This is a genomic window from Variovorax sp. GW821-FHT06D12, from assembly GCF_059419205.1.
This window is the reverse complement of the sequence record NZ_JBWKRI010000006.1, coordinates 121818-143927: the sequence shown is the minus strand read 5'-3', so window position 1 is coordinate 143927 and position 22110 is coordinate 121818. Positions and strand designations below refer to the sequence as shown.

At 68.4% G+C, this 22110-nt stretch carries 26 protein-coding genes; 20 read left to right on the top strand and 6 right to left on the bottom strand.

All coding sequences use genetic code 11. The annotated features are described in order from the left end of the window. Positions 1 to 129: 129 nt before the first annotated feature. The 7 genes from mnmG (at position 130) to AC07SQ_RS19605 (ending at position 7007) form a co-directional block, all read left to right on the top strand. Positions 130 to 2109, top strand: coding sequence for a tRNA uridine-5-carboxymethylaminomethyl(34) synthesis enzyme MnmG (gene mnmG, locus AC07SQ_RS19635; protein ID WP_495272588.1), 1980 nt, complete (start codon positions 130 to 132; stop codon positions 2107 to 2109). Beyond that, positions 2106 to 2750 carry a 16S rRNA (guanine(527)-N(7))-methyltransferase RsmG gene (rsmG, locus tag AC07SQ_RS19630; RefSeq protein ID WP_495272587.1) on the top strand — a complete coding sequence of 215 codons (645 nt, stop codon included), beginning with the start codon at positions 2106 to 2108 and terminating at the stop codon, positions 2748 to 2750. The genes mnmG and rsmG overlap by 4 nt, the downstream gene beginning before the upstream one ends. 114 nt (positions 2751 to 2864) lie before the next feature. Next, complete coding sequence (locus AC07SQ_RS19625) at positions 2865 to 3479, top strand: LysE family transporter (RefSeq protein ID WP_095743039.1); 615 nt, start codon at positions 2865 to 2867, stop codon at positions 3477 to 3479. 29 nt (positions 3480 to 3508) lie between these two features. Further along, entirely contained in the window at positions 3509 to 4429 is a 921-nt protein-coding gene (locus AC07SQ_RS19620; protein WP_062473764.1) for a ParA family protein, read from the top strand. Between the two features lie 48 nt (positions 4430 to 4477). Beyond that, the gene (locus AC07SQ_RS19615) at positions 4478 to 5023 is read left to right on the top strand and encodes an RBBP9/YdeN family alpha/beta hydrolase (protein ID WP_495272586.1); all 546 of its coding nucleotides are present in this window, start codon (positions 4478 to 4480) and stop codon (positions 5021 to 5023) included. Beyond that, the gene (locus AC07SQ_RS19610) at positions 5023 to 5976 is read left to right on the top strand and encodes a ParB/RepB/Spo0J family partition protein (RefSeq protein ID WP_062473760.1); all 954 of its coding nucleotides are present in this window, start codon (positions 5023 to 5025) and stop codon (positions 5974 to 5976) included. Before AC07SQ_RS19615 ends, AC07SQ_RS19610 begins: the two co-directional genes overlap by 1 nt. A 131-nt stretch (positions 5977 to 6107) precedes the next feature. After that, positions 6108 to 7007 (top strand): CsgG/HfaB family protein, encoded by a 900-nt coding sequence (locus AC07SQ_RS19605; protein ID WP_070061439.1) that lies wholly within the window; start codon positions 6108 to 6110, stop codon positions 7005 to 7007. An 87-nt stretch (positions 7008 to 7094) separates the two neighbouring features. Here the strand turns inward: AC07SQ_RS19605 and AC07SQ_RS19600 are convergent, their stop codons facing one another. Further along, entirely contained in the window at positions 7095 to 8519 is a 1425-nt protein-coding gene (locus AC07SQ_RS19600; protein WP_070061438.1) for an FAD-binding oxidoreductase, read from the bottom strand. 76 nt (positions 8520 to 8595) lie between these two features. Between AC07SQ_RS19600 and AC07SQ_RS19595 the strand changes: the two genes are divergently transcribed. The 4 genes from AC07SQ_RS19595 (at position 8596) to AC07SQ_RS19580 (ending at position 10890) form a co-directional block, all read left to right on the top strand. Continuing rightward, a complete protein-coding gene (locus AC07SQ_RS19595) occupies positions 8596 to 9096 on the top strand; it encodes a DinB family protein (protein WP_495272585.1) in 501 nt (166 codons plus the stop codon). Between the two features lie 16 nt (positions 9097 to 9112). After that, entirely contained in the window at positions 9113 to 9712 is a 600-nt protein-coding gene (locus tag AC07SQ_RS19590) for a cob(I)yrinic acid a,c-diamide adenosyltransferase (protein WP_062473752.1), read from the top strand. Then, a complete protein-coding gene (locus tag AC07SQ_RS19585; protein ID WP_307582518.1) occupies positions 9709 to 10065 on the top strand; it encodes a hypothetical protein in 357 nt (118 codons plus the stop codon). The genes AC07SQ_RS19590 and AC07SQ_RS19585 overlap by 4 nt, the downstream gene beginning before the upstream one ends. Positions 10066 to 10365: 300 nt before the next feature. Further along, the gene (locus AC07SQ_RS19580; protein WP_495272584.1) at positions 10366 to 10890 is read left to right on the top strand and encodes a class IV adenylate cyclase; all 525 of its coding nucleotides are present in this window, start codon (positions 10366 to 10368) and stop codon (positions 10888 to 10890) included. Here AC07SQ_RS19580 and AC07SQ_RS19575 read toward each other — a convergent pair. Beyond that, positions 10857 to 11234, bottom strand: coding sequence for a MerR family transcriptional regulator (locus AC07SQ_RS19575; protein ID WP_159274253.1), 378 nt, complete (start codon positions 11232 to 11234; stop codon positions 10857 to 10859). The genes AC07SQ_RS19580 and AC07SQ_RS19575 overlap by 34 nt on opposite strands. 96 nt (positions 11235 to 11330) lie before the next feature. Between AC07SQ_RS19575 and AC07SQ_RS19570 the strand changes: the two genes are divergently transcribed. Beyond that, positions 11331 to 11792: a hypothetical protein gene (locus AC07SQ_RS19570; protein ID WP_495272583.1), complete on the top strand. Its 462-nt coding sequence runs from the start codon at positions 11331 to 11333 to the stop codon at positions 11790 to 11792. Here AC07SQ_RS19570 and AC07SQ_RS19565 read toward each other — a convergent pair. Further along, positions 11770 to 12411 (bottom strand): GDSL-type esterase/lipase family protein, encoded by a 642-nt coding sequence (locus tag AC07SQ_RS19565; protein ID WP_495272582.1) that lies wholly within the window; start codon positions 12409 to 12411, stop codon positions 11770 to 11772. The two genes, AC07SQ_RS19570 and AC07SQ_RS19565, sit on opposite strands and share 23 nt — an antisense overlap. 162 nt (positions 12412 to 12573) lie before the next feature. Between AC07SQ_RS19565 and AC07SQ_RS19560 the strand changes: the two genes are divergently transcribed. The 6 genes from AC07SQ_RS19560 to AC07SQ_RS19535 are packed head-to-tail and all read left to right on the top strand — an operon-like array spanning position 12574 to position 18773. Next, the gene (locus tag AC07SQ_RS19560; protein WP_492738686.1) at positions 12574 to 13764 is read left to right on the top strand and encodes an ABC transporter substrate-binding protein; all 1191 of its coding nucleotides are present in this window, start codon (positions 12574 to 12576) and stop codon (positions 13762 to 13764) included. After that, positions 13765 to 15594, top strand: coding sequence for an ABC transporter permease (locus tag AC07SQ_RS19555; protein ID WP_495272581.1), 1830 nt, complete (start codon positions 13765 to 13767; stop codon positions 15592 to 15594). It begins immediately after the preceding gene. 14 nt (positions 15595 to 15608) lie between these two features. Continuing rightward, positions 15609 to 16166 carry an OsmC family protein gene (locus AC07SQ_RS19550; RefSeq protein WP_070061429.1) on the top strand — a complete coding sequence of 186 codons (558 nt, stop codon included), beginning with the start codon at positions 15609 to 15611 and terminating at the stop codon, positions 16164 to 16166. Beyond that, a complete protein-coding gene (locus AC07SQ_RS19545) occupies positions 16150 to 16998 on the top strand; it encodes an ABC transporter ATP-binding protein (RefSeq protein WP_495272580.1) in 849 nt (282 codons plus the stop codon). Before AC07SQ_RS19550 ends, AC07SQ_RS19545 begins: the two co-directional genes overlap by 17 nt. Continuing rightward, positions 16995 to 17840 carry an ABC transporter ATP-binding protein gene (locus AC07SQ_RS19540; RefSeq protein WP_495272579.1) on the top strand — a complete coding sequence of 282 codons (846 nt, stop codon included), beginning with the start codon at positions 16995 to 16997 and terminating at the stop codon, positions 17838 to 17840. The genes AC07SQ_RS19545 and AC07SQ_RS19540 overlap by 4 nt, the downstream gene beginning before the upstream one ends. 39 nt (positions 17841 to 17879) lie before the next feature. After that, the gene (locus tag AC07SQ_RS19535; protein WP_070061427.1) at positions 17880 to 18773 is read left to right on the top strand and encodes a VOC family protein; all 894 of its coding nucleotides are present in this window, start codon (positions 17880 to 17882) and stop codon (positions 18771 to 18773) included. Between the two features lie 9 nt (positions 18774 to 18782). Here AC07SQ_RS19535 and AC07SQ_RS19530 read toward each other — a convergent pair whose 3' ends face one another. Further along, the gene (locus tag AC07SQ_RS19530; RefSeq protein WP_062473733.1) at positions 18783 to 19205 is read right to left on the bottom strand and encodes a winged helix-turn-helix transcriptional regulator; all 423 of its coding nucleotides are present in this window, start codon (positions 19203 to 19205) and stop codon (positions 18783 to 18785) included. A gap of 110 nt (positions 19206 to 19315) precedes the next feature. Here AC07SQ_RS19530 and AC07SQ_RS19525 point away from each other — a divergent pair, with 110 nt between their 5' ends. Both AC07SQ_RS19525 and AC07SQ_RS19520 read left to right on the top strand, forming a co-directional pair. Then, positions 19316 to 19906, top strand: coding sequence for a dihydrofolate reductase family protein (locus tag AC07SQ_RS19525; RefSeq protein ID WP_495272578.1), 591 nt, complete (start codon positions 19316 to 19318; stop codon positions 19904 to 19906). Positions 19907 to 20052: 146 nt separating this feature from the next. Beyond that, positions 20053 to 20514 (top strand): RcnB family protein, encoded by a 462-nt coding sequence (locus tag AC07SQ_RS19520; protein WP_159279047.1) that lies wholly within the window; start codon positions 20053 to 20055, stop codon positions 20512 to 20514. A gap of 90 nt (positions 20515 to 20604) precedes the next feature. Here the strand turns inward: AC07SQ_RS19520 and AC07SQ_RS19515 are convergent, their stop codons facing one another. Next, complete coding sequence (locus tag AC07SQ_RS19515; RefSeq protein WP_070061423.1) at positions 20605 to 20874, bottom strand: hypothetical protein; 270 nt, start codon at positions 20872 to 20874, stop codon at positions 20605 to 20607. A gap of 113 nt (positions 20875 to 20987) precedes the next feature. Beyond that, positions 20988 to 21932, bottom strand: coding sequence for a CysB family HTH-type transcriptional regulator (locus AC07SQ_RS19510; RefSeq protein WP_062473726.1), 945 nt, complete (start codon positions 21930 to 21932; stop codon positions 20988 to 20990). Between the last annotated feature and the right edge of the window lie 178 nt (positions 21933 to 22110).

Sequence of the window (22110 nt, the reverse complement as noted above, 5' to 3'; positions counted from 1 at the left end):
AAGGCTTCGGGCCGATTTTGGCGCGGCTCCCTAGCTTGTCCACACAGGGGTTGCGGCAGGGCATCGCCGCTTAAAATTAGTGCCCTTTTTTGCGCCGCGCACGCGTCTGTGGTGCGCCCCCTTTTTCCAATGCTGTACCCCGAAGAATTCGATGTGATCGTCGTCGGCGGTGGCCATGCCGGCACCGAAGCCGCGCTCGCTTCCGCACGCATGGGCGCCAAGACGCTGCTGCTCTCCCACAACATCGAGACGCTGGGGCAGATGAGCTGCAACCCGTCGATCGGCGGCATCGGCAAGGGCCACCTCGTGAAGGAGGTCGACGCGCTCGGCGGCGCGATGGCCATTGCCACGGACGAGGCGGGCATCCAGTTCCGCATCCTCAATTCGAGCAAGGGCCCGGCCGTGCGCGCCACGCGGGCGCAGGCCGACCGCGTGCTGTACAAGGCTGCGATCCGCCACCGCCTGGAAAACCAGCCGAACCTGAGCCTGTTCCAGCAAGCCGTCGACGACCTGATGATCGAAGGCGATCGCGTGGTCGGCGCTGTCACCCAGGTGGGCATTGCCTTCCGCGCGCGCACCGTGGTGCTGACCGCGGGCACGTTCCTCGACGGCCGCATCCACGTCGGCCTCGACAACTACCAGGCCGGCCGCGCGGGCGACCCGCCGGCGATCAGCCTGTCGGCGCGCCTGAAGGAACTCAAGCTGCCGCAGGGTCGCCTGAAGACCGGCACGCCGCCGCGCCTGGACGGCCGCAGCATCGACTTCTCGAAGTGCACCGAACAACCCGGCGACGGCATGCCCGGTGGGGCAGGGCCGATGCCGGTGTTCAGCTTCATGGGCAAGGTCGAGATGCACCCGCAGCAGATGCCGTGCTGGGTGACGCACACCAACCAGCGCACGCACGACATCATCCGCTCGGGCTTCGACCGCAGCCCGATGTTCACCGGCAAGATCGACGGCGTCGGTCCGCGCTATTGCCCGAGCGTCGAAGACAAGATCAACCGCTTCGCCGACAAGGACAGCCACCAGATCTTTCTCGAGCCCGAAGGCCTGACGACCAACGAGTACTACCCGAACGGGATCTCGACCAGCCTGCCGTTCGACATCCAGTACCAGCTGGTGCGCTCGATGCCGGGCCTGGAAAACGCCCACATCCTGCGTCCGGGCTACGCCATCGAGTACGACTACTTCGATCCGCGCGAGCTCAAGAGCAGCTTCGAGACCCGTGCGATTCGCGGCCTGTTCTTTGCCGGCCAGATCAACGGCACCACCGGCTACGAAGAGGCGGCGGCCCAAGGCCTGTTCGCCGGCATCAACGCCGCGTTGCAGTGCCGGGGCGAAGACGCCTGGCTGCCGCGCCGCGACGAGGCCTACCTCGGCGTGCTGGTCGACGACCTGATCACCAAGGGTGTGACCGAGCCGTACCGCATGTTCACCAGCCGCGCCGAGTTCCGGCTGCAGCTGCGCGAGGACAACGCCGACATGCGCCTGACCGAAGCGGGGCGCAAGCTGGGCCTCGTGGACGACGCGCGCTGGGACGCTTTCAGCCGCAAGCGCGACGCTGTTTCACGTGAAACAGAGCGGCTCAAGTCGATCTGGGTGAACCCGCGCAACCTGCCGGCGACCGAGTCGGCCCGGGTGCTGGGCAAGGCCATCGAGCACGAATACAACCTGGCCGACCTGCTGCGCCGGCCCGACGTGAACTACGAAACCCTGATGTCGCTGGACGGTGGCAAGTACGGTCCGTCGTCGGCGCTGAGCGCTTCCGAGATCGAGCAAATCGAGATCTCGGCCAAGTACTCCGGCTACATCGAGCGTCAGCACGACGAAGTGGAGCGCGCCGCCCACTTCGAGAACCTGAAGCTGCCGGCCGACTTCGACTACGGCCAGGTCAAGGCCTTGAGCTTCGAGGTGCGCCAGAAGCTGGACAAGCACCGGCCCGAAACGCTGGGGCTGGCATCGCGCATCTCGGGCGTGACGCCCGCGGCGATCTCGCTGCTGATGATTCACTTGCGCAAGGGCGGGCACAAGGCCTTCGCCCGCGACGCCGCTGATACGGCCACCACCACCGAAGCTGCTGCTGCCACCGAGCCGCACACCGCACCATGAGCGCGACGCCCCTCGACACGCTGCGTGCAGGCGCAGCCGCCCTGGGCGTGGCCCTGTCCGACACGCAGGGCGAACAGCTGCTGGCCTACGGCACGCTGATGCTCAAGTGGAACAAGGTCTACAACCTGACGGCCGTGCGCGACCCGGCCGGCGTCATGACGCACCACCTGCTCGACAGCCTCGCGGCCGTCGCACCGCTGCAGCGCGAGTGGGCAGGGAAGGGCAGGCTGCTCGACGTCGGCTCCGGCGGCGGTCTGCCGGGCGTGGTGATCGCCATCATGCGCCCCGACATCGAGGTCAGCTGCCTCGATGCCGTCGCCAAGAAGGCGGCCTTCGTCCAACAGGTGGCGGCCGAACTGGAGCTGCCGAACCTGCGCGGCCTGCATGCGCGGGTCGAATCGCTGGCCGGCAGCTACGAGGTGATCAGCTCGCGCGCCTTCGCATCGCTGCCCGATTTCTTCAACGGCTCGGTGCACCTGCTGGCACCGGGCGGCGTCTGGCTGGCCATGAAGGGCAAGGTACCGACCGACGAACTGGCCGCTTTGCCGGCCGGCGTTGCAGTGTTTCACGTGGAACAACTGACGGTGCCGGGCCTGGGCGCCGAGCGCTGCATCGTCTGGGCGCGCAAAGAGGCCGCCTGATTTCGTAAAAGATGCGACGGCGCCGGCAAAAGCCGGAGCCGGAGCAATCTTCCCGGCGCTGGCCTGCCTTAGACTCGAAGCCTCCCCCTGGCTCTCTTTTTCGAGGCAAATCCCATGTTCGGCATCGCTGACTACGGCGCATTCGTCGCCGCCATCGTCTTGTTCCTTCTGATTCCCGGCCCGGGCAATCTGGCGCTGATCACCTCGACCAGCAAAGGTGGCATTCGCGGCGGCCTGGCAGCGACCTTCGGCGTGATCCTGGGAGATCAGGTCCTGATGTGGGCAGCGGTGGCGGGCGTGTCGGCCGTGCTGGCTGCTTACCCGGCCGCCTTCAAGGCCGTGCAGTGGCTGGGCGCCGCCTACCTGGCGTGGCTCGGCCTCAAGATGCTCCTGGCCAAGCCCGGCGCGGCACCGATCCTGAACATCCGCCCGAGCCATTTCCTGCGCCAGGCGCTGACGATCACCTTGCTGAACCCCAAGGCGATCGTGTTCTACATGGCCTTCTTCCCGTTGTTCGTCGATCCGGCGCGTCACCAGGGTGTCATCACCTTCGGCGCCATGGCCGTGACCATCGCCGCGCTGACCTTCCTGTACGGCCTGACCTCGACGTTGCTCACGCACTTCCTGGCCGAGCGCATCCGCGCCAATCCCCGCATCTCGGCCACGCTCGAAAAGCTGGCCGGCACCTTCCTGATTGCCTTCGGCATCAAGCTCGCGATTTCGCGCTGACCGACCCCGACGACCCGCACTGACGACACATGGCCAAGATTTTCTGCATCGCCAACCAGAAGGGCGGCGTCGGCAAGACCACCACCACCGTCAATCTCGCCGCCGGCCTGGCCAAGGTGGGCCAGCGCGTGCTGATGATCGACCTCGACCCCCAGGGCAACGCGACCATGGGTTCGGGCATCGACAAGCGCCAGCTGGAGCTCACGGTGTACGACGTGCTGCTCGAATCGGCCTCGGTGGCCGAGGCGCGGGTGAAGTCCGACAAGCTCGTGGAGGCCGAAGCCAGCTACGACGTGCTGGGCGCCAATCGTGAGCTGGCCGGCGCCGAAGTCGAAATGGTGGCGCTCGACCGCCGCGAAAAACGCCTGCGCACCGCGCTGGCCGCCGTGGGCGCCGAGTACGACTTCGTGCTGATCGACTGCCCGCCGAGCCTGAGCCTGCTCACGCTCAACGGCCTGTGCGCGGCCCACGGCGTGATCGTGCCGATGCAGTGCGAGTACTTCGCGCTCGAAGGGCTCACGGACCTGGTCAACACCATCAAGCAGGTGCACGCCAACCTCAACAAGAACCTGCAGATCATCGGCCTGCTGCGCGTGATGTTCGATCCGCGCATCACGCTGCAGCAGCAGGTGAGCGAGCAGCTCAAGTCCCACTTCGGCGACAAGGTGTTCGACACCGTGATCCCGCGCAATGTGCGCCTGGCCGAAGCACCGAGCTACGGCCTGCCGGGCGTGGTGTTCGATCCGTCCGCCCGCGGCAGCCAGGCCTTCATCGCCTTCGCCGAAGAGCTGGTCGCCAAGATGCCGCCCGCGAGCGCCTTCGCCTCGGGTGCGGTGGCACCGCCGGTCACGCCCCCGCCGCGCGTGGTGCCCGACCTGCCGATTCCCGACGATGTGCTGGCCGCCGCGCCTTCCGCTTCCGTCGCCGATACCGATCAAAACCCCGTCTGACGCCCGCCCGAAGGGCGGCAGGCGCTATCAAGTTCGTAGCAACCAGCCATGAGTGAACCCCGCATCCTGCTGCTGCCCGGATGGCAGAACAGCGGCCCTGGCCATTGGCAGACCCGCTGGGAGGCGGTCTACGGCGACCACCGCGTCGACCAGCACGAGTGGATGCGCCCGCTGCGCGGCGACTGGTCGATCCGCCTCGAAGAAGAAGTGCTGGCCGCGCCGGGCCAAGTGGTGCTGGCTGCCCACAGCCTCGGCTGCATCCTCACCGCCGCCTGGGCGGCCCATTCGCGCAACACGCACAAGGTGCGCGGCGCGCTGCTGGTGGCGCCCGGCGACCTGGAGCGCGACGACCTGCGCCAATTGATTCCCGGCTGGGCGCCCATCGTGCGCCAGCCGCTGCCGTTCCCGGCCGTGCTCATCGCCGCCAACGACGACCCGTACTGCGAAGCCTCGCGCTCGAAGCAGCTGGCCCGCGACTGGGGCGCACGCTTCATCGATGCCGGCACCGACGGCCACCTGAACGCCGAATCCGGCCTGGGCGACTGGCCCGAAGGCCGGAAACTCCTGAACGACCTCTCGAAAGACACGCACTGATGGCGACCAAGAAACCCAAGGGCCTGGGCCGCGGCCTCGAAGCGCTGCTCGGCCCGACGGCCGCACCCTCCGCCGATCCGCTCGGCAATGGCGGCGACCGCGCCACGGAAGAGGGCGGCGCCCCGCAGAACCCCAACACCCTGAAGCTCGACCAGATGGTGGCCGGCGTCTACCAGCCGCGCACCCGCATGGACGAGGGCGCGCTGTACGAGCTGGCCGAGAGCATCAAGGTGCAGGGCATCATGCAGCCGATCCTGGTGCGCCGGCTCGATGCCGAATCGGCTGCGGCCAAGAATGCCGAGTACGAAATCATCGCGGGCGAGCGGCGCTTCCGTGCCGCCCGGCTCGCGGGCCTGGACACCGTACCGGTGCTGGTGCGCGACGTGCCCAACGAGGCCGCGGCGGCCATGTCGCTCATCGAGAACATCCAGCGCGAAGACCTCAACCCGCTGGAAGAGGCCCAAGGCCTGCAACGCCTGGTGACCGAGTTTGGGCTCACTCACGAAATGGCGGCTCAGGCCGTCGGTCGGTCGCGCAGCGCCGCCAGCAACCTGCTGCGCCTGCTGAACCTGGCCGAGCCCGCGCAGCTGATGCTGATGGCCGGCGACATCGACATGGGCCACGCGCGCGCGCTGCTGTCGCTCGACCGCGGCACGCAGATCACCGCCGCCAACCAGATCGCCGCCAAGAAGATGTCGGTGCGCGAAGCCGAGGCGCTGGTGAAGAAGCTCGCAGCCGAGTTCACGCTCACGCCCTCGCGGCGCGGCAATGCCGGCGAGAAGTCGCGCGACCTGCAGCGCGTGGAAGAAGAGCTGGCCGACCTGCTCACGGCCGAGGTCGAGGTGCGCATCAAGAAGCGCACGAAGCGCGGCGAAAGCGGCGAGCTGGCGATCCACTTCGGCTCCATCGAAGCGCTCAACGGGCTCATCGAGCGCATCCGCCGAACGGCCTAGTTCGGCCCGGGTTGCGAAGACGGACCCCAGCGTTCGTTTGATTGATTCCTGCAATCCTTTGCGCGTATCCTCGATCGCGGTTTTTCTTTCAGCCCTGCAAGACCACCACCATCGAAACGAGGGAGTCGACCATGCCGTTCTTCGCCACCAAGTTCCCGCTCGCCGCAGTCGCCGTCGGCGCACTGCTGCTCACGGGCTGCGCCACCACCGACATGCAGATGGGCAGCCAGTCGGCCAAGACCATGGCCACCGGCAGCGCCGCCGGCGGTGCCACCTCGGGCGAGAGCAGCCAGCTCGAGCGCTGCGAATCGCCACTGGGCACCGTGTCGCTGGTCGAGAACGTCAACGCCGGCTGGTACACCATCCTCACGGGCGAGTACCGTCTGCCGCCTACTGCAAATCTGTTGCGTTTGTTGGTGCAGCAGTCGAACTGCTTCATCGTCGTCGAGCGCGGCGCGGCCGGCATGAACGCGATGACGCGTGAACGCGCGCTGCAGCAGTCGGGCGAGATGCGCGGCGGCAGCAACTTCGGCCGCGGCCAGATGGTGGCGTCCGACTACGGCCTGTCGCCCGAGATCGTGTTCAGCAACAGCGATGCCGGCGGCATCGGCGGCGCGCTCGGCGGCCTTGTGGGGGGCGGTCGTGGCCGCGCCATCGCAGCCGTCGGCGGCAGCCTGCAGACCAAGGAAGCCAGCGCGCTGCTGACGCTCATCGACAACCGCTCGGGCGTGCAGGTCGCGGCAGCCGAGGGCAGCGCCTCCAAGACCGACTTCGGCGCCTTCGGCGGCCTGGCCGGCCGCAGTGGCGCCGGTGGCCTCGGCGGCTACACCAACACGGCGCAGGGCAAGGTGATTGCGGCGGCCTTCATGGACGCCTTCAACCAGATGGTTCGTTCGCTGCGCAACTACAAGGCGCAGACGGTGCGTGGCCAGGGCCTGGGCGGCGGTGGCCGCTTGGGCGTGGACGGCGGTGCCGCGCCGTCGCAGACCTACGTGCCGCCGGAGCCGGCACCGGCACGTCGCCGCAGGTAAGAACAGGACGCGGGCCTTCGGGCCACGAAAAAGCCCGGCGCTCTTGCGAGCCGCCGGGCTTTTTCATTGATGCGTGATCGCGAGGGATCAGAGGCTGAAGATCTTGCCCGGGTTCATGATGTTCTTCGGATCGAGCGCGCGCTTGATCGTGCGCATCATGTCGATCGCGCCCACACCGGCTTCGGTCACCAGGAAGTCCATCTTGTGCAGGCCCACGCCGTGCTCGCCGGTGCAGGTGCCTTCGAGCGCCAGCGCGCGGCTCACCAGCGCGTGGTTCAGTTCTTCGGCCTTCACGCGCTCTTCGGGGATGTTCGGGTCGAGCAGGTAGCCGAAGTGGAAGTTGCCGTCGCCCACGTGGCCGACGAGGAAGTAGGGGATGCCGCTGGCATCGGCTTCGGCCACCGAGTCGAGCAGGCAGTCGGCCAGGCGCGAGATCGGCACGCAGGTGTCGGTCGAGATCACGCGGCAGCCCGGGCGCGACTGCACGGCTGCGAAGTAGCTGTTGTGCCGCGCGGTCCACAGGCGCGTGCGTTCTTCCGGCGTGCTGGCCCATTCGAAGGCATTGCCGCCATGGCCGCTCGCGAGTTCCTGCACCGTCTCGGCCTGCTCCTTCACGCCCGCGGGCGAGCCGTGGAATTCCATCAGCAGCATCGGCTCTTCGCGCAGGTTGAGCTTGGCGTAGGCGTTCACCATGCGCACCGTGTTCACGTCGATGAGCTCCACGCGCGCGATCGGCACGCCGAGCTGGATCGTCTCGATGGTGGTGCGCACGGCGGCCTCGATGCTCGGGAACGAGCAGATCGCCGCCGACACCGCCTCGGGCAGCGGGTAGATGCGCAACGTGACCTCGGTGACCACGCCCAGCGTGCCTTCGCTGCCCACCATGAGGCGCGTGAGGTCGTAGCCGGCGGACGATTTCTTGGCGCGCGTGCCGGTGCGGATGATGTCGCCGCTGGCCGTGACCACTTCGAGCGCCAGCACGTTCTCGCGCATCGTGCCGTAGCGCACCGCGTTCGTGCCGCTGGCGCGCGTGGCCGTCATGCCGCCGATGGAGGCGTCGGCGCCCGGGTCGATGGGGAAGAACAGGCCCGTGCTCTTGATCTCTTCGTTGAGCTGCTTGCGCGTGACGCCCGGCTGCACCGTCACCGTGAGGTCGTCGGCGTTGATCGACAGCACCTGGTTCATGCGCGACACGTCGATGCTGATGCCGCCTTGCACTGCGAGCAGGTGGCCTTCGAGCGAAGAGCCCACGCCGAAGGGAATGACCGGCACGCTGTGTTCGCTGGCGAGCTTCACGGCATCTGCAACATCCTGCGTGCTTTCGGCGAACACCACGGCCGCGGGCGGCGGTGCGTCGAACGACGACTCGTCGCGCCCGTGCTGCGTGCGCACCGCCATCGCGGTGGAACAGTTGTCGCCGAAGCGCGCCTTCAGCCCGTCGATCAGGGCTGCGGGAACGTCGCGCAGATGGAGCGCCGGCATCAGGTGCGAGGTGGAAGTCGGGGCGTTCATCGGGCGTCTCCTGGAGGGGCTGAGGGGGATCGGTCATTTTACGGAGCGCGCACCATAATGCGCTTCGGTAAAAGACATGAACCCCACGACCCTTGCAGCCCTCGCGGCCTTTCCCTCGCAGCTCGAAGCCCACTACGCGGCCATTCCCAAAGCCTTCCGGCACTGGGCGCCGCCTTCGTGGGAGGGCGTGCCCAGCGAGGCCTTCACCGCCATCGAGCAGCTGTGCCATGTGCGCGACATCGAAATCGAGGGCTACCACGTGCGCTTTCGCCGCACGCTGGCCGAAACCCATCCGACGCTCGCATCGATCGACAGCGAGCCGCTGGCCATCGAGCGCCACTACGGCGCGGCCGACCCTGCAGCGGTGCTCGCCGAGTTCCGCCAGGCGCGCGTGCAGACGATGGAAATCATCTCGCAGCTGAGCGACGCGCAGCTCGCGCGCACGGCCGTGTTCGAGGGCTACGGCCCGCTCACGATGCGCAGCCTCATCCATTACCTGTGCAGCCACGACCATCAGCATCTGGCCGGACTGCAGTGGCTGGCCGGCAAGATCGACGCCGCCAGCCTCACGACCTGAACCGAGAGGAGCGCCCATGGGCAACCGACTTTCCCAGATCGCCACCCGCACCGGCGACGACGGCACCACCGGCCTGGGCGACAACACCCGCGTGCCCAAGGACCACCTGCGCGTGCACGCGATGGGCGACGTGGACGAACTCAACTCGCACATCGGCGTGCTGCTGTGCGAGCCGCTGCCAGAGCCCGTGCGCGAGCTGCTGGTCGACGTGCAGCACCAGCTCTTCAACCTCGGCGGCGAACTCTCGATGCCCGGTTTCACGCTGCTCAAGCCCGAGGCGCTGCTGCAGATCGACAACGCGCTGGCCGACCACAACGCCGCCTTGCCGCGCCTGGCCGAATTCATCCTGCCCGCCGGCACGCGCGCCGCCTCGCTCGCGCACGTGTGCCGCACCGTGGCGCGGCGTGCCGAGCGCGCCGTGGTGTCGCTGGGCGCCACCACCGAACTCAACGACGCGCCGCGCCAGTACCTCAACCGGCTCAGCGATCTGCTCTTCGTGCTCGCACGCGTGCTCAACCGCATGAACGGCGGCGACGACGTGTACTGGAAGAGCGAACGCATGGCCCGCGCGGCCGCCGCCGAATCCGAAGACCACTCCCAGGGGACGACGCCATGAAGAAGCTTCACATCACCACCGCATCGCTCGCCGCCATCGCCGCTGCGCTCTGGCTGCCCGTCACCGCGCAGGCGCAGAGCGCCGACAACCCGCCCCAGGCCGAACGCGCCCACACGATCAAGTCGCCCTCGCGCAGCGGCAAGGTCGTGGGCAGCGTGCAGCGCGGCACCAACGCTGCCGGCCGCGGCGTCAACCGCGCCGATGCGGCCACGCGGCGCGGTGTGAGCAACGTGTCGGAAAAAGCCAGCCGGCCCGTGCGCAACGTGGGCGAGTCCTTCGGACGCAAGCTGGCACCGGGCTCGAGTGGGCGCGCGGCGCCACCGCCTGTGGGGCCGCAGGGCAACGCGCCTTGATTCGTTGCTGCTGTTCGTTCAGGGCGATGCTCACGCCGACGCGGTACCTTGCTCCGCGAATGTCCCCCGGCCTGCGGCCTCCTCCTTGATTTCGCTGCGCAAGGCACCGCATCGGCGTGAGCGTTGGGCGGTGCGGTCGTTGATCGGCCGCACGACGACCGCGCCCATCGTGCGCAGGACACTGGGTGCTTCCCGCAGCGAAATCAAGGAGGAGGGCGAAGCCCGGGGGACATTCGCGGAGGGAAGTACCCGGTGGCCTGTGCACGCGCCCCGAACCCACCGAAAGGAAAGCCCACAGACATGGCAAGAAACATAGAGATCAAGGCCCGCATCGACAGCGTAGACCGCATCGCAGAAACCGCCGCAACGCTCGCCGACCAGGGCCCCGTCGAGATCGCGCAAGACGACACCTTCTTCCGCTGCGAGCACAGCGCCGACCGCCTCAAGCTGCGCACCTTCGCCCCCGACCGCGCCGAACTCATCTTCTACCGCCGTGCCGACAGCACCGGTCCGAAGGAATCGTTCTACCTGATCACGCCCGTTACCACGCCCGACGCGTTGCGCGAATCGCTCACGCTCGCCTGGGGCCAGGCCGGCCGCGTGCGCAAGCAGCGCCGCCTGTTCCTCGTGGGCCGCACGCGCGTGCACCTCGACCGCGTCGAAGGGCTCGGTGAATTCCTCGAACTCGAAGTGGTGCTGCAGGACGGTGAGCCCGCCGACGTCGGCGTGGCCGAAGCCCATGCGCTCATGGCCCGACTCGGCGTGGCCGAGAGCCAGCTGGTGCAGGGCGCCTACGTCGACCTGTTGCGCGCGCAGGCCGCCTGAGCCATCGGGCAGCCGGCGGGCACGCGTGCCAGCAGGTCTTGCCGCAGTGCGTTCAGCTCGGCGATCTTCTGGTCGATGACCGCGACCTTGTCGGCCAGCAGCGCCGCAATGGCTTGGTCAGGCGCGGCCGATTCCCACACCGCGGGCAGGTTGTCGCCGATCTCGTGGAGGCTGAAGCCGAGCTTCTGCGCGGTGCGGATGTAGCCCACCATCTGCACGGTTTCCTTCGCATAGACCCGGTAGCCGTTGCTGCCGCGTTGCGCGCGGATCAGGCCGCGCTCTTCGTAGAAACGCAGCGTGTCGCGGCTCAAGCCCGTCGCCGAAGCCAGCTGGCCGATCTGCATGGTCGTGGTTCCTTCGCCGAAGAATGTGCTTGACCCTGGAGCGTACCCGAGGCTTTAGCTTCCGGGGCTTCTTCACTCCCTGCAGGGCTCTTCTTCATGATCGCGCTTCCCACCTACCAACGCATCGTCCGCGCCAGCGCCTGGTACGACCTCGTGGTGACCATCGGCTTCGCCACGCCATGGACCTTCGCCGCCGTGCACACCCTGCTGCTGTGGACCATCCAGACGCTGCAGCTGCCGGGCAGCTTCCCGGCCTTTGACCCCGTGCACATGCTGATGGCCAACCTGCTCGGCTCCGTGGTCACCGTCTGGGCCGTGCTGCGCATCCGCGATCCGCGCCTGCGCTATGGCCGCTACGACGCCGTGGCGCGCTTCCTGTTCGCCACCTGGCAGATCTACGCCGTGACGCAGGGCGCCAGCCTGATCATCCTCGGCTTCACCGCGATGGAACTGCTGTTCGGCGTGCTCGAGAGCCTGCCGGTGCGCGGCGCGACCGCACGCACACCGATGCGCGCCGACGACCGCGCCACAGGCCTCAGCGCCAGCCCGCAGTCTTGAGCTGCGCGGCGAGTTGCTGCGCCACCTGGGCGTAGCCCTTCGCGTTCGCGTGGATGCGGTCCGAGCGCAGGGCCGCGTCCGACAGCACGCTCGAATACACACCGGCGACCAGCAACGCCTGCCCCGACTTCGCGACCTCTTCGTAGAACGGCGCATCGCTGAGCGAGCCGACCACCGCGCGCATCGCATCGGGCGCCGGCGTGGCCAGCACCGCCACGTGCGAGGTGTGCGCGCGCGCCTGCTCGATCAACGCTGCAAGGTTCTCGCGCGTGCTGGCGGGCGACACGCCGCGCAGCATGTCGTTGCCGCCGATGCCGATCAGGATCGCGTCGTAGCTGCCGGCGGACAGCAGCGCGGGCAGGCGCTCCAGCGCACCCGCCGAGGTGTCGCCGTTGACCCCCGCGTTCTCGACCTGCCAGCCCGTGAGCTCGCCCAGCTTCGCGGGCCACGCCGTCTCGGGCGACGCCCCGTAGCCGAAGGTCAGGCTGTCGCCCAGCGCCAGCACGCGGGCATCGGGCTTCAGCGCATTGGCTGAGGCCTTTCGTTTGCCGCATGCCGAGAGCAGCAGGGCGGTGGCCGGCACGCCGGCGAGCATCTGGAGGAGGTGGCGTCGCTTCATGTGGCGCGCAGCTTAAACGAGGCCGCGCGGCCGTTGGCGCTTGCCCCTTCGCTTGCTCGGAAAGCGCATAAGCCTCTCCGTTTTCGTTCCTTCCCGGCGCCGGGACAGCGGCGAAGAATCGCGGCCCTGCACATCCTTTCACTGCCACCGAGGTCCGACGCCATGCTGCCGCCGCTGTACACCCGCCATCGTTTCCTGCGCCATGCGGTCGCACTGTCCGCCGCCTTGCTCACCGCGCCGCTCGCGGCCTGGGCCGCACCCGCCAGCGGCGAGCCCGTGTGGTTCGGCGTGAGCGGTCCGCTCACCGGACAGAACGCGCAGTACGGCGCGCAGTGGAAGGCCGGCTTCGACCTCGCGCTGGAGCACATCAATGCGCAGGGCGGCATCCACGGCCGGCCGCTGGCCTACAACTTCGAGGACAGCCAGAGCGACCCGCGCCAGTCCGTCGCCATTGCGCAGAAGCTCGTGAACGACAAGCGCGTGCTCATCGAACTGGGCGACTTCTCCAGCCCCGCCTCGATGGCCGCCTCGCCCATCTACCAGCGCGCGGGCCTCGTGCAGCTGGGCTTCACCAACTCGCACCCCGACTTCACCAAGGGCGGCGACTACATCTGGAGCCCCTCGATCAGCCAGGCCGACGCGCAGCCGCTGCTGGCCGACCTCGCCGTGAAGACGCTGGGCTTCAAGCGCATCGCCGTGCTCTTCCTGAACACCGACTGGGGCCGCACCAGCAAGGACGTGCTCGTGAAGGCCGCGCAGGAGCGCGGCGCGCAGCTCGCCATTGCCGAGGGCTACCAGCCCGACGAGAAAGACTTCCGCTCGACCCTGGTGCGCGTGCGCGACGCCAACCCCGACGGTGTGGTGCTCATCTCGTACTACCCCGACGGCGCGCTCATCGCCGGCCAGGTGCGCAGCGTGGGCCTGAAGCAGCCCATCGCCGCGGTGGGCTCGGTCTACTCGCCCAAGTTCATCGAACTCGGCGGCGCGGCCGTGAACGGCATCCACACCAACACCGCCTTCTTCCCCGAGGAGCCACGCACCGAAGTGCAGGCCTTCGTGAAGAGCTTCCGTGCCAAGTACAGCAAGGAGCCCGACGCCTTCAACGCCTATGCCTACGACGCCGTGGTGTACGCCGCCGCCGCGCTGCGCGAAGCGGGCCCCAAGGCCGACCGCAAGGCCGTGCGCGATGCGTTCTACAAGATCAAGGACGTGCCCAGCGTCATCTTCGGCAAGGCCACCTTCGATGCGCAGACGCGCCGCGTGATCGGCGTGAAGAGCGTCAACCTGGTGGTGAAGGACGGCAAGTGGGCGCAGATCGACGAGAAGGCGGCGGCGCTGGCATCGGCCAAGTAGATGAGCTTCACCTCCTTCTTCGACCACACGGTCAACGGCCTGATCATCGGCAACATCTATGCGTTGCTGGCGGTCGGGCTCGCGCTGATCTTCGGCGTCTCGCACCTCATCAACTTCGCGCACGGCTCGGTCTACACCGTGGGCGCGTACATCGGCTGGGCGAGCATCACCTACCTGCACACGCCGCTGCCCGTGACCATCGCGCTGGTGGTGATCGGCTCGGGCGCACTCGGCATGCTCATCGAGCGCGTGGGGCTGCGGCCGCTGCAGGGCGCCGCGCGCATCGCGCCGCTGCTGGCCACCATCGGCATCAGCTTCGTGCTCGACATCCTCGTGCAGCTGGTGTTCAGCCCCGACCCGCGCGCGCTGCCCACGCAGCTGCCCGACTGGCGCCTGCAGATCGGCACCGGCACCATCGGCGCGCTCGACCTCTTGATCGCGGGCATCGGAATCACCAGCGCGGCCGTGCTGTTCGGCTTCCTGCGTTTCACGAAGCTGGGCTGGGCCGTGCATGCCACCGCGCAAGACCGCGACGCCGCGCAGCAGATGGGCGTGGACGTCAACCGCGTGAACCAGACCGTGTTCGCCATCGCCGCCGCGCTGGGCGGGCTCTCGGGCCTGCTGGTGGGCATGTACTACAACAACATCAGCCCGGCGATGAGCTTCCAGGCCACGCTCAAGGGCGTGGTGGCCACCGTGGTCGGCGGCGTGGGCAACGTGCCGGGCGCCATCGTCGGCAGCCTGCTGCTGGGGCTCATCGAAAGCTATGGCGTGGCGATCCTCGGCACGCCGTACCGCAACCTGTTTGCCTTCGCGCTGCTGCTGGTCATCCTGGTGTGGAAGCCCAACGGCCTCTTCGGCCGCCAGCGCGCGCTGCCGCCCGAACCACTCACCGGCACCTTCATCGCGCCGAGCAAGCCGTGGCGCGTGCCACCGCGCCTGTTGCTCGCGCTGTTCGCCGCGGCCGTGCTGCTGCCGCTGTTCGATCCGTCGCCCTACGTGCTGCAGACGCTCACCAACGCGTGGCTCTACGGTGCGCTCGCGCTGAGCCTCACGCTGGTGGCCGGCACCATCGGCCAGATCTCGCTGGGCCATGCGGGGCTGCTGGCCATCGGCGCATACGCCTCGTCGCTGCTGGTGCTCGACCTGCACCTGCCCGTGGGCACGGGCATCGTGGTCGCGGGCGTGCTCACGTCGCTGATCGGCACCGCGTTGATCTTCCCGGCCTTCCGGCTGCGCGGGCACTACGTGTCGATCGCCACGCTGGGCATCGGCGAGATCGTGGCGCTCACCATCCTCAACTGGGAAAGCCTCACGCGCGGGCCCATCGGCGTCTCGGGCATTCCGCCGCTCTCGCTGTTCGGTCGCGATGCGTCGTCGAACGAGGCGATCTACTGGGCCTCGTTCGGTGCGCTGGTGCTGCTGGCCCTGCTGCAGTGGCGCCTCTTGCGCTCGCACCTGGGCCGCACCTTCCGCGCGGTGCGCGAAGACGAGGTGGCCGCGCGCGCCTACGGCGTGAGCCCCGACCGCTACAAGGCGCTGGCCTTCGGCTTCGGCGGCTTCGCGGCCGGCGTGAGCGGGGCCTTCACCGCGCACATGTACTCGTACATCAACCACGAGACCTTCGGCTCGCAGATCTCGATCCTCGCGCTCACGATGGTGATCCTCGGCGGGCTCGGGAACATCAGCGGCGCACTGCTGGGCGCGGTCGCGCTCGTGAGCCTGCCCGAGCTGTTCCGCGTGACGGCCGAGTACCGCATGCTGATCTACGGCGTGGCACTGCTTCTGTTGATCCGCTTTCGTCCCCAAGGCCTGCTCGGCACCGTCTGAAAGAACCACACACCATGAGCCACCTCAACGACTACCTCGCCGAGAAACGCGCCGCCGTGCTGGCCCGCAACGCCGCCGTCGCGGCCGGCACCGCACAGCCCTCGCAGCTCAAGGCCAGCGTGCGCGCCGAAGGCCGCAGCGGCGTGCGCCGCCTGCGCATCCGCGAGCACCAGGTCATCAGCGACAGCCCGCCCGATTTCGCGGGCTACAACCTCGGCCCGAGTTCGCCCGAGCTGCAGCTGGGCGTTCTCGGCACCTGCGTGACGCACATCTTCCTGATCCAGGCGGCCGAGCGCCAGGTGCCGCTCGAAAGCCTTGAGGTCGAGGTGACCGGCGTCATCGATCCGCGCGGCGGCAAGCCGGGTCACGAGCAGACGCCGATCTGGCCGCACGAGATCGGCTACACCGTGCACATCGATTCGCCCGCCAGCCGCGAGGAGATCGATGCGCTGTTCGAGGCGGTGGAGCGCAACTGCCCCATCCTCAATCTGCTGCGCAACCCGCAGGCCATTCGCGCCGAGGTGAAGCTCGTGAACTCGAAGGCGAAGGTCGCCGATGCCGTCGCTGCTTGAGGTCCGCGGCCTCGTGCGCCGCTTCGGCGGGCTCACGGCCGTCAACGCCGTCGACCTGCAGGTGGGCGAGGGCGAACTGCTGAGCGTGATCGGCCCGAACGGTGCCGGCAAGACCACGCTGTTCAACCTCGTCACCGGCCTCGACAAGCCCGATGCCGGGCAGGTGCGCTTCGACGGCCAAGACATCACCGGCCTGCCCGCGCAAGAGCTCGCACAGCGCGGCCTGGCACGTACCTTCCAGCACGGGCGCGTGTTCGCGAACCTCTCGGTGCTCGACAACGTGCTGGTCGGCGCGCACACGCGGCTGCGCGCCGTGAAACCGCGCGTGGGCGGCGTGCCGGGCCTCGGGGCGCTGGCCGAGCTGGCGCTTGCGCTGGTGCAACCGAGTGCCGTGCGACGCGAGGAAGAAGCGCTGCGCGACGAGGCGCGCGAGATCATCGCGCTCTTCGGCGAACGCCTCACGCCGCGCACCGACCATCCGGCCTACAGCCTCTCGTACGCCAACCGCCGCCGCGTGGAGATCGCGCGCGCGCTCGCGCTGCGGCCGCGCCTGCTGCTGCTCGACGAGCCCACGGCCGGCATGAACGAGAGCGAGACCGCCGAGATGCTGGAGATCATTCGCGGCCTCAAGGCGCGCGGCCAGACCATCCTGCTGATCGAGCACAAGCTCGACCTCGTGATGCAGCTGTCCGACCGCGTGGCCGTGCTCGACGACGGCCGCAAGATCGCCGAAGGCCTGCCGGACGCAGTGCGCAACGACCCCGCGGTGATCGAGGCCTACCTCGGCCATCGCCAGGTCGGCGCAGCGCAGGAAGAAGCGGTGCCCGCATGATCGCCACCGTTGCCCGCACCGGCCTGTCTCCCTCGTCCCTCTGGGGAGAGGGGAGAAACGACGATCTGCCTGAACGCGCCCTCACGCAGGCGCCGGCGAGTGCGGTTGCGCCCCTGCTCCAGCTCAAGAAAGTCAACAGCTTCTACGGCCCCGTGCAGGCGCACTTCGATCTCGACATCGAAGTGCGCAAGGGCCAGATCGTCAGCCTGCTCGGCGGCAACGCGAGTGGCAAGTCGACCACGATGAAGATCGTGCTCGGGCTGCTCAAGCCGCGCTCGGGCGAGGTCCGCTTCAACGGCGAATCGACGCTGGGCCTGAGCACGCCGCAGATCATCCGCAAGGGCATCGGCTCGGTGCCCGAGGCACGGCGCCTGTTCCCCGCGATGACCGTGCGCGAGAACCTGCTCATGGGCGCCTACGCACGCCGCGACCGCGCGGCCGTGGCCTACGACCTCGAGCGCATGCTCGAACTGTTCCCGCGCGTGGCGCAGCGCCTGGGCTTCCTGGCCGGCACGCTCTCGGGCGGCGAGCAGCAGATGGTGGCCATGGCGCGCGCGCTCATGGGCCGGCCGCAGCTGCTGTGCATGGACGAGCCCACCATGGGCCTGTCGCCGCTGTACGTCGACAAGGTGCTCGAGCTCATCGCGCGCATCAACGCGCAGGGCGTCTCGGTCTTCATGGTCGAGCAGAACGCCAGCCTCGCGCTGCAGATCGCGCACCACGGTTACGTGCTGCAGACGGGCCGCATCGTGCTCTCGGGCCCGGCCCGCGCACTGCTGGCCGACGCGCGCATCCGCGATGCCTACCTGGGCGGCGAGGGCGCTGCCCGCACCGCCTCCTGACCACGACGACCCCTTTTTGCCGCGAGGAAGACCTTCACCATGCCCCTGACCCTCGACCACGTCGTGATCGCCGTGCACGACCTCGAACGCGCCATCGCCGACTACGCCGCGCTCGGCTTCCATGTGCTGCGCGGCGGCGACCATCCGGGCCGCAGCACGCACAACGCGCTCGTCGTGTTCAGCGACGGCAGCTACTTCGAACTCATTGCATGGCGCGAACCGGCGCCCGCCGAGCGCTGGTGGCAGCTGCTGCAGCGGCACGGCGAAGGCATCGTCGATTTCGCCTTGCTGCCGCGCGACACCGCCGTCACCGTGGCCGATGCGAAGGCACGCGGCCTCGTGCTCGAAGGCCCGCTCGACGGCGGGCGCGTGCGCCCCGACGGCGAACACCTGCGCTGGCAGACTGCGCGCGCCCCGTCGGCCGACCTGCCGTTCCTGTGCGGCGACCTCACGCGGCGCGCCCTGCGCGTGCCCGAGGGCGCCGCGCGCGTGCATCCCAACGGCGTGCTCGGCGTGGCCAGCCTGGCCATCGCCGTGCGCGACCTCGACGCCACGCTGGCGCGCTACCGCGCCTTGCTGGGCACGGTCTCCGACGACACGAGCACGCACATCGGCGAACCCGTGGCCGTGCCTGCCAGCCAGGTGCGCGTGGCGGTGATCGCCCTGGGCAGCAGCGTGCTTGTGCTGTCGTCACCGCGCGACCGTGCCCCGGCGGCGGAGCTGGGCGGCGACGCGCTCGCACAGCGCCTCGCGGTGCGCGGCGAGGGCCCTTACGCGCTGGTGCTGCACACCGACCGGCCGCAATCGACCGGCACCTTCGACCTCGCACGCGCGCACGGCGCGTGGATCGAACTCGACCTGCCGCCGGTGGATGCGCTGGAGGCACAGGGCCGCGTGCGCGCCGACGCGGCGAACAGCACGGTGGGCGGGTAGGGCGCAGCCCTAGCGGCCGCCCAGGTGCGCCTTGCGCAGCGCGGCCCGCATCTTCTTCTGCAGCGCCGGCCCGCCCTTTTCCAGCGCGGCCGCGGGCGCGCCGCTCTCGGCCGTCACCGGCCGGTGCTTGCGCCCCCAGATGCCGAGCTGCGTGATCACCGGCAACAGGTCGATGCCCACGGGCGTGAGGCTGTAGAGCGCCTTCTGCTTGTGCGTGGGGTCGTCGGTCTTGCTGAGCACGCCGTGTTCGACCAGCGTGTTCAGCCGCTCCGTGAGGATGTTCGAGGAGATGCCTTCCTCGGACTGCAGGAACTCGCGGAAGTGACGCTTGTCCGCAAACATCAGGTCGCGAACGATCAGCAGGCTCCAGCGGTCGCCGACGACTTCGAGCGCGAGGTTGATCGGGCACAGGGACTTCTGCTGGATGGCCATCGGGATTCCGCCGGTTCGAGAAACTGCTTGCATTTTCGCATCGGTTTGAGAATACTGAAACTGCTTGCATTTCGAGATCGGTTTGCGCAAGCGACCTGAAGGAGACTCCGATGCGAAAGCTCATCGTGCAAATGCAGATGTCGGTCGACGGGTTCGTGTCGCCGGCCAACGGCGACCTCGACTGGCAGCTGTGGGGATGGGGCGACCGGTGGCGCTGGGATGCGGCGCTCAGGCGTGACTTCAACGCCGTGTTTGCGGGTGTCGACACGCTCCTGCTGAGCCGCAAGATCATCGAGGAGGGCTATCTCGATCACTGGGGCCGCGCGGCGACGCGCTTTCCGGCGAACCCCGACTACGCCTTTGCCCAGCGGATCGTCGAAGCGCGCAAGGTCGTGCTCACGAACAAGCTGCAGGCCTCGCGCTGGGAGCGCACCGACATCGCACGCGGTGCCATGGCCGACGAAGTGAATGCTCTCAAGCGCCAGCCGGGCAAAGACATCTTGACCATCGGCGGTGTCGGCTTTGCGTCGTCGCTCACGTCGGCAGGGCTGGTCGACGAGTTCCAGTTCTTCGTGAACCCCACGGCCGTCGGCGCGGGCCGCTCGGTGTTCCACGACACGCGCCATGGCCACGCGCTGCGCCTGCTCGGATCGAGGGCCTACGACTGCGGCATGGTGGTGAATCGCTACGCGCCCGCGTGAAGTACGTCACGCGCGTGCAGGACAACACGCCGTGGAGATACCTGCGCTTACCGGATTTCATCTGACGGTGACCTGACGCACCCGAAGCAGACACACGCGCTGCACAGAATGGAGGCGTCATCACAGACACACAAAAGGAGTTCCAGATGATCTTCCGTACCAAGCGCCTGACCACTGCCGCCGTTGCGGCGCTCGCAATGTCCCTGGCGGCAGGCAGCGCGCTGGCGCAAGATCGCCGGGGCGACGACCACCGCCCGGGCGGCGGCCGCTACGAGCAGCGCGATGACCACCGTCCTGGCGGCGGTCGTTATGACCAGCGCGACGACCATCGCGGGCATCGCGGCCCTCACGCCGGCTACCGCGGCGACCAGGACTTCCGCGACGGCCGCCAGTTCGACCGCCGGGGCTTCCCGCAGCCGCACAGCGAGTGGCGCCGTGGTGGCCGCGTGCCGACCGAGTACCGGGGCCGCAACTACGTGGTGAACGACTGGCGCGCCTACCGCCTGCAGCAGCCGCCGCGCGGCTACCAGTGGGTGGGCGTGGGTGGCGACTACGTGCTCGCGGCCATTGCCACCGGCCTCATCGCGCAGATCATCGCGGGTCAGTAAGCCTTCGCACTGCGCTCGCACCGCGCACATGCAAAAACCGCCACAGGAGACTGTGGCGGTTTTTCTTTGGGGAACTGGGGGAGGGGCTTGTCAGGCCACCGCGGTGGCGGCCGATTGGGCGCACACGTTGCGCCCGGTGATGGTGAGGCGCAAACCGCCGCCATGCCATTCGAGCCAGTTGAGATCGACGTAGGCGTCGATGTCGCGATCGTCGATGCGATCGGCCTGGCGGCTTTGCAGCAGCTCGACCGTGGCGGGCAGGGCACGTTTCAGGCGTTCGCGCTTCTCCGCTGCATCGGCCGCCTTTTGGGCGGCCCGGGTGGCCTGTAGTTGCTGCTGCTGCTGCGAAGTCGATGCCATTGCTGATCCGTTCCGGAAGCCAAGGAATTAACCCGAATGTACGCCGCTTGTGTGAAGCTGCGCGCATTCTTTTCAACCCTGGAGCCGGAAGTGTCGATTTCGTTGCGCTTGAGCTAAATCTCGTAGTGAGACACCTTGACCTCGTCGCCCAAGGCCTTCTCGACAATCGCGCGCGTCAATGTCGGCGCAAACGACTCGATGAACGCGTAGACATATTTGCGCAGGTAGGTGCCGCGCCGAACCGCGAGCTTGGTGAGGTTGATGCCGAACAGTCGCCCCGCATCGAGCGCGCGCAGCTGCGTGTCGCGCTCGGCCTCGTAGGCCACGCCGGCGACGATGCCCACGCCCAGGCCCAGCTGCACGTAGGTCTTGATGACGTCGGCGTCCATCGCGGCCAGCACGATGTTGGGCTGCAGGCCGCGCTGTTCAAAAGCCTCGTCGATGCGCGAGCGGCCGGTGAAGCCGGTGTCGTAGGTGATCAGCGGGTGCTGCGTGAGCGCCTCGAGCGTGAGCGGCGCGTCGAGCAGCGGATGGCCGGGCGGCACGATCACCGAGTGCGTCCAGCGGTAGCAGGGCAGGGCGACCAGCTGCGGGTAGTCGCCCAGCGCCTCGGTGGCGATGCCCACGTCGGCCTCGCCGTCGAGCAGCATCTGCGCGATCTGCTTGGGCGAGCCCTGGTGCAGGTGCAGTTTCACGTTCGGGAACTGCGCGCGAAATTCCTGCACCGCCACCGGCATCGCATAGCGCGCCTGCGAGTGCGTGGCCGCCACCGAGAGCAGGCCGCTTTGCTGCGCCACGAACTCCTGGCCCGCGTGCTTGAGGTTGCTGCTTTCCATCAGCATGCGTTCGATGATCGGCAGCACGTGCCCGCCGGGCTCGGTGAGGCCCGTGAGCCGCTTGCCGGCGCGCACGAAGAGCTCGATGCCGAGTTCTTCCTCGAGTTCGCGGATCTGCCGGCTCACGCCGGGCTGCGAGGTGTGAAGGGTGTGGGCGACCTCGGTCAGGTTGAAGCCGCAACGAACGGCCTCGCGTACCGAGCGCAGTTGTTGAAAGTTCATCGGGCGCGCAGGAGGTGAAAAGAGGTCCGGACCCCGGGTCGGGGCCGACCGGCGATTCTCGGCAGAAGGGCTTATGCAGGGAACGATGCGTTTGTTGGTTCCACATGAGCAAAACATCTATGAAGCCCTTCTGCGTGGGGAGATTGATATTTCGCACGACTGTGCTAAAGTTCGCCGC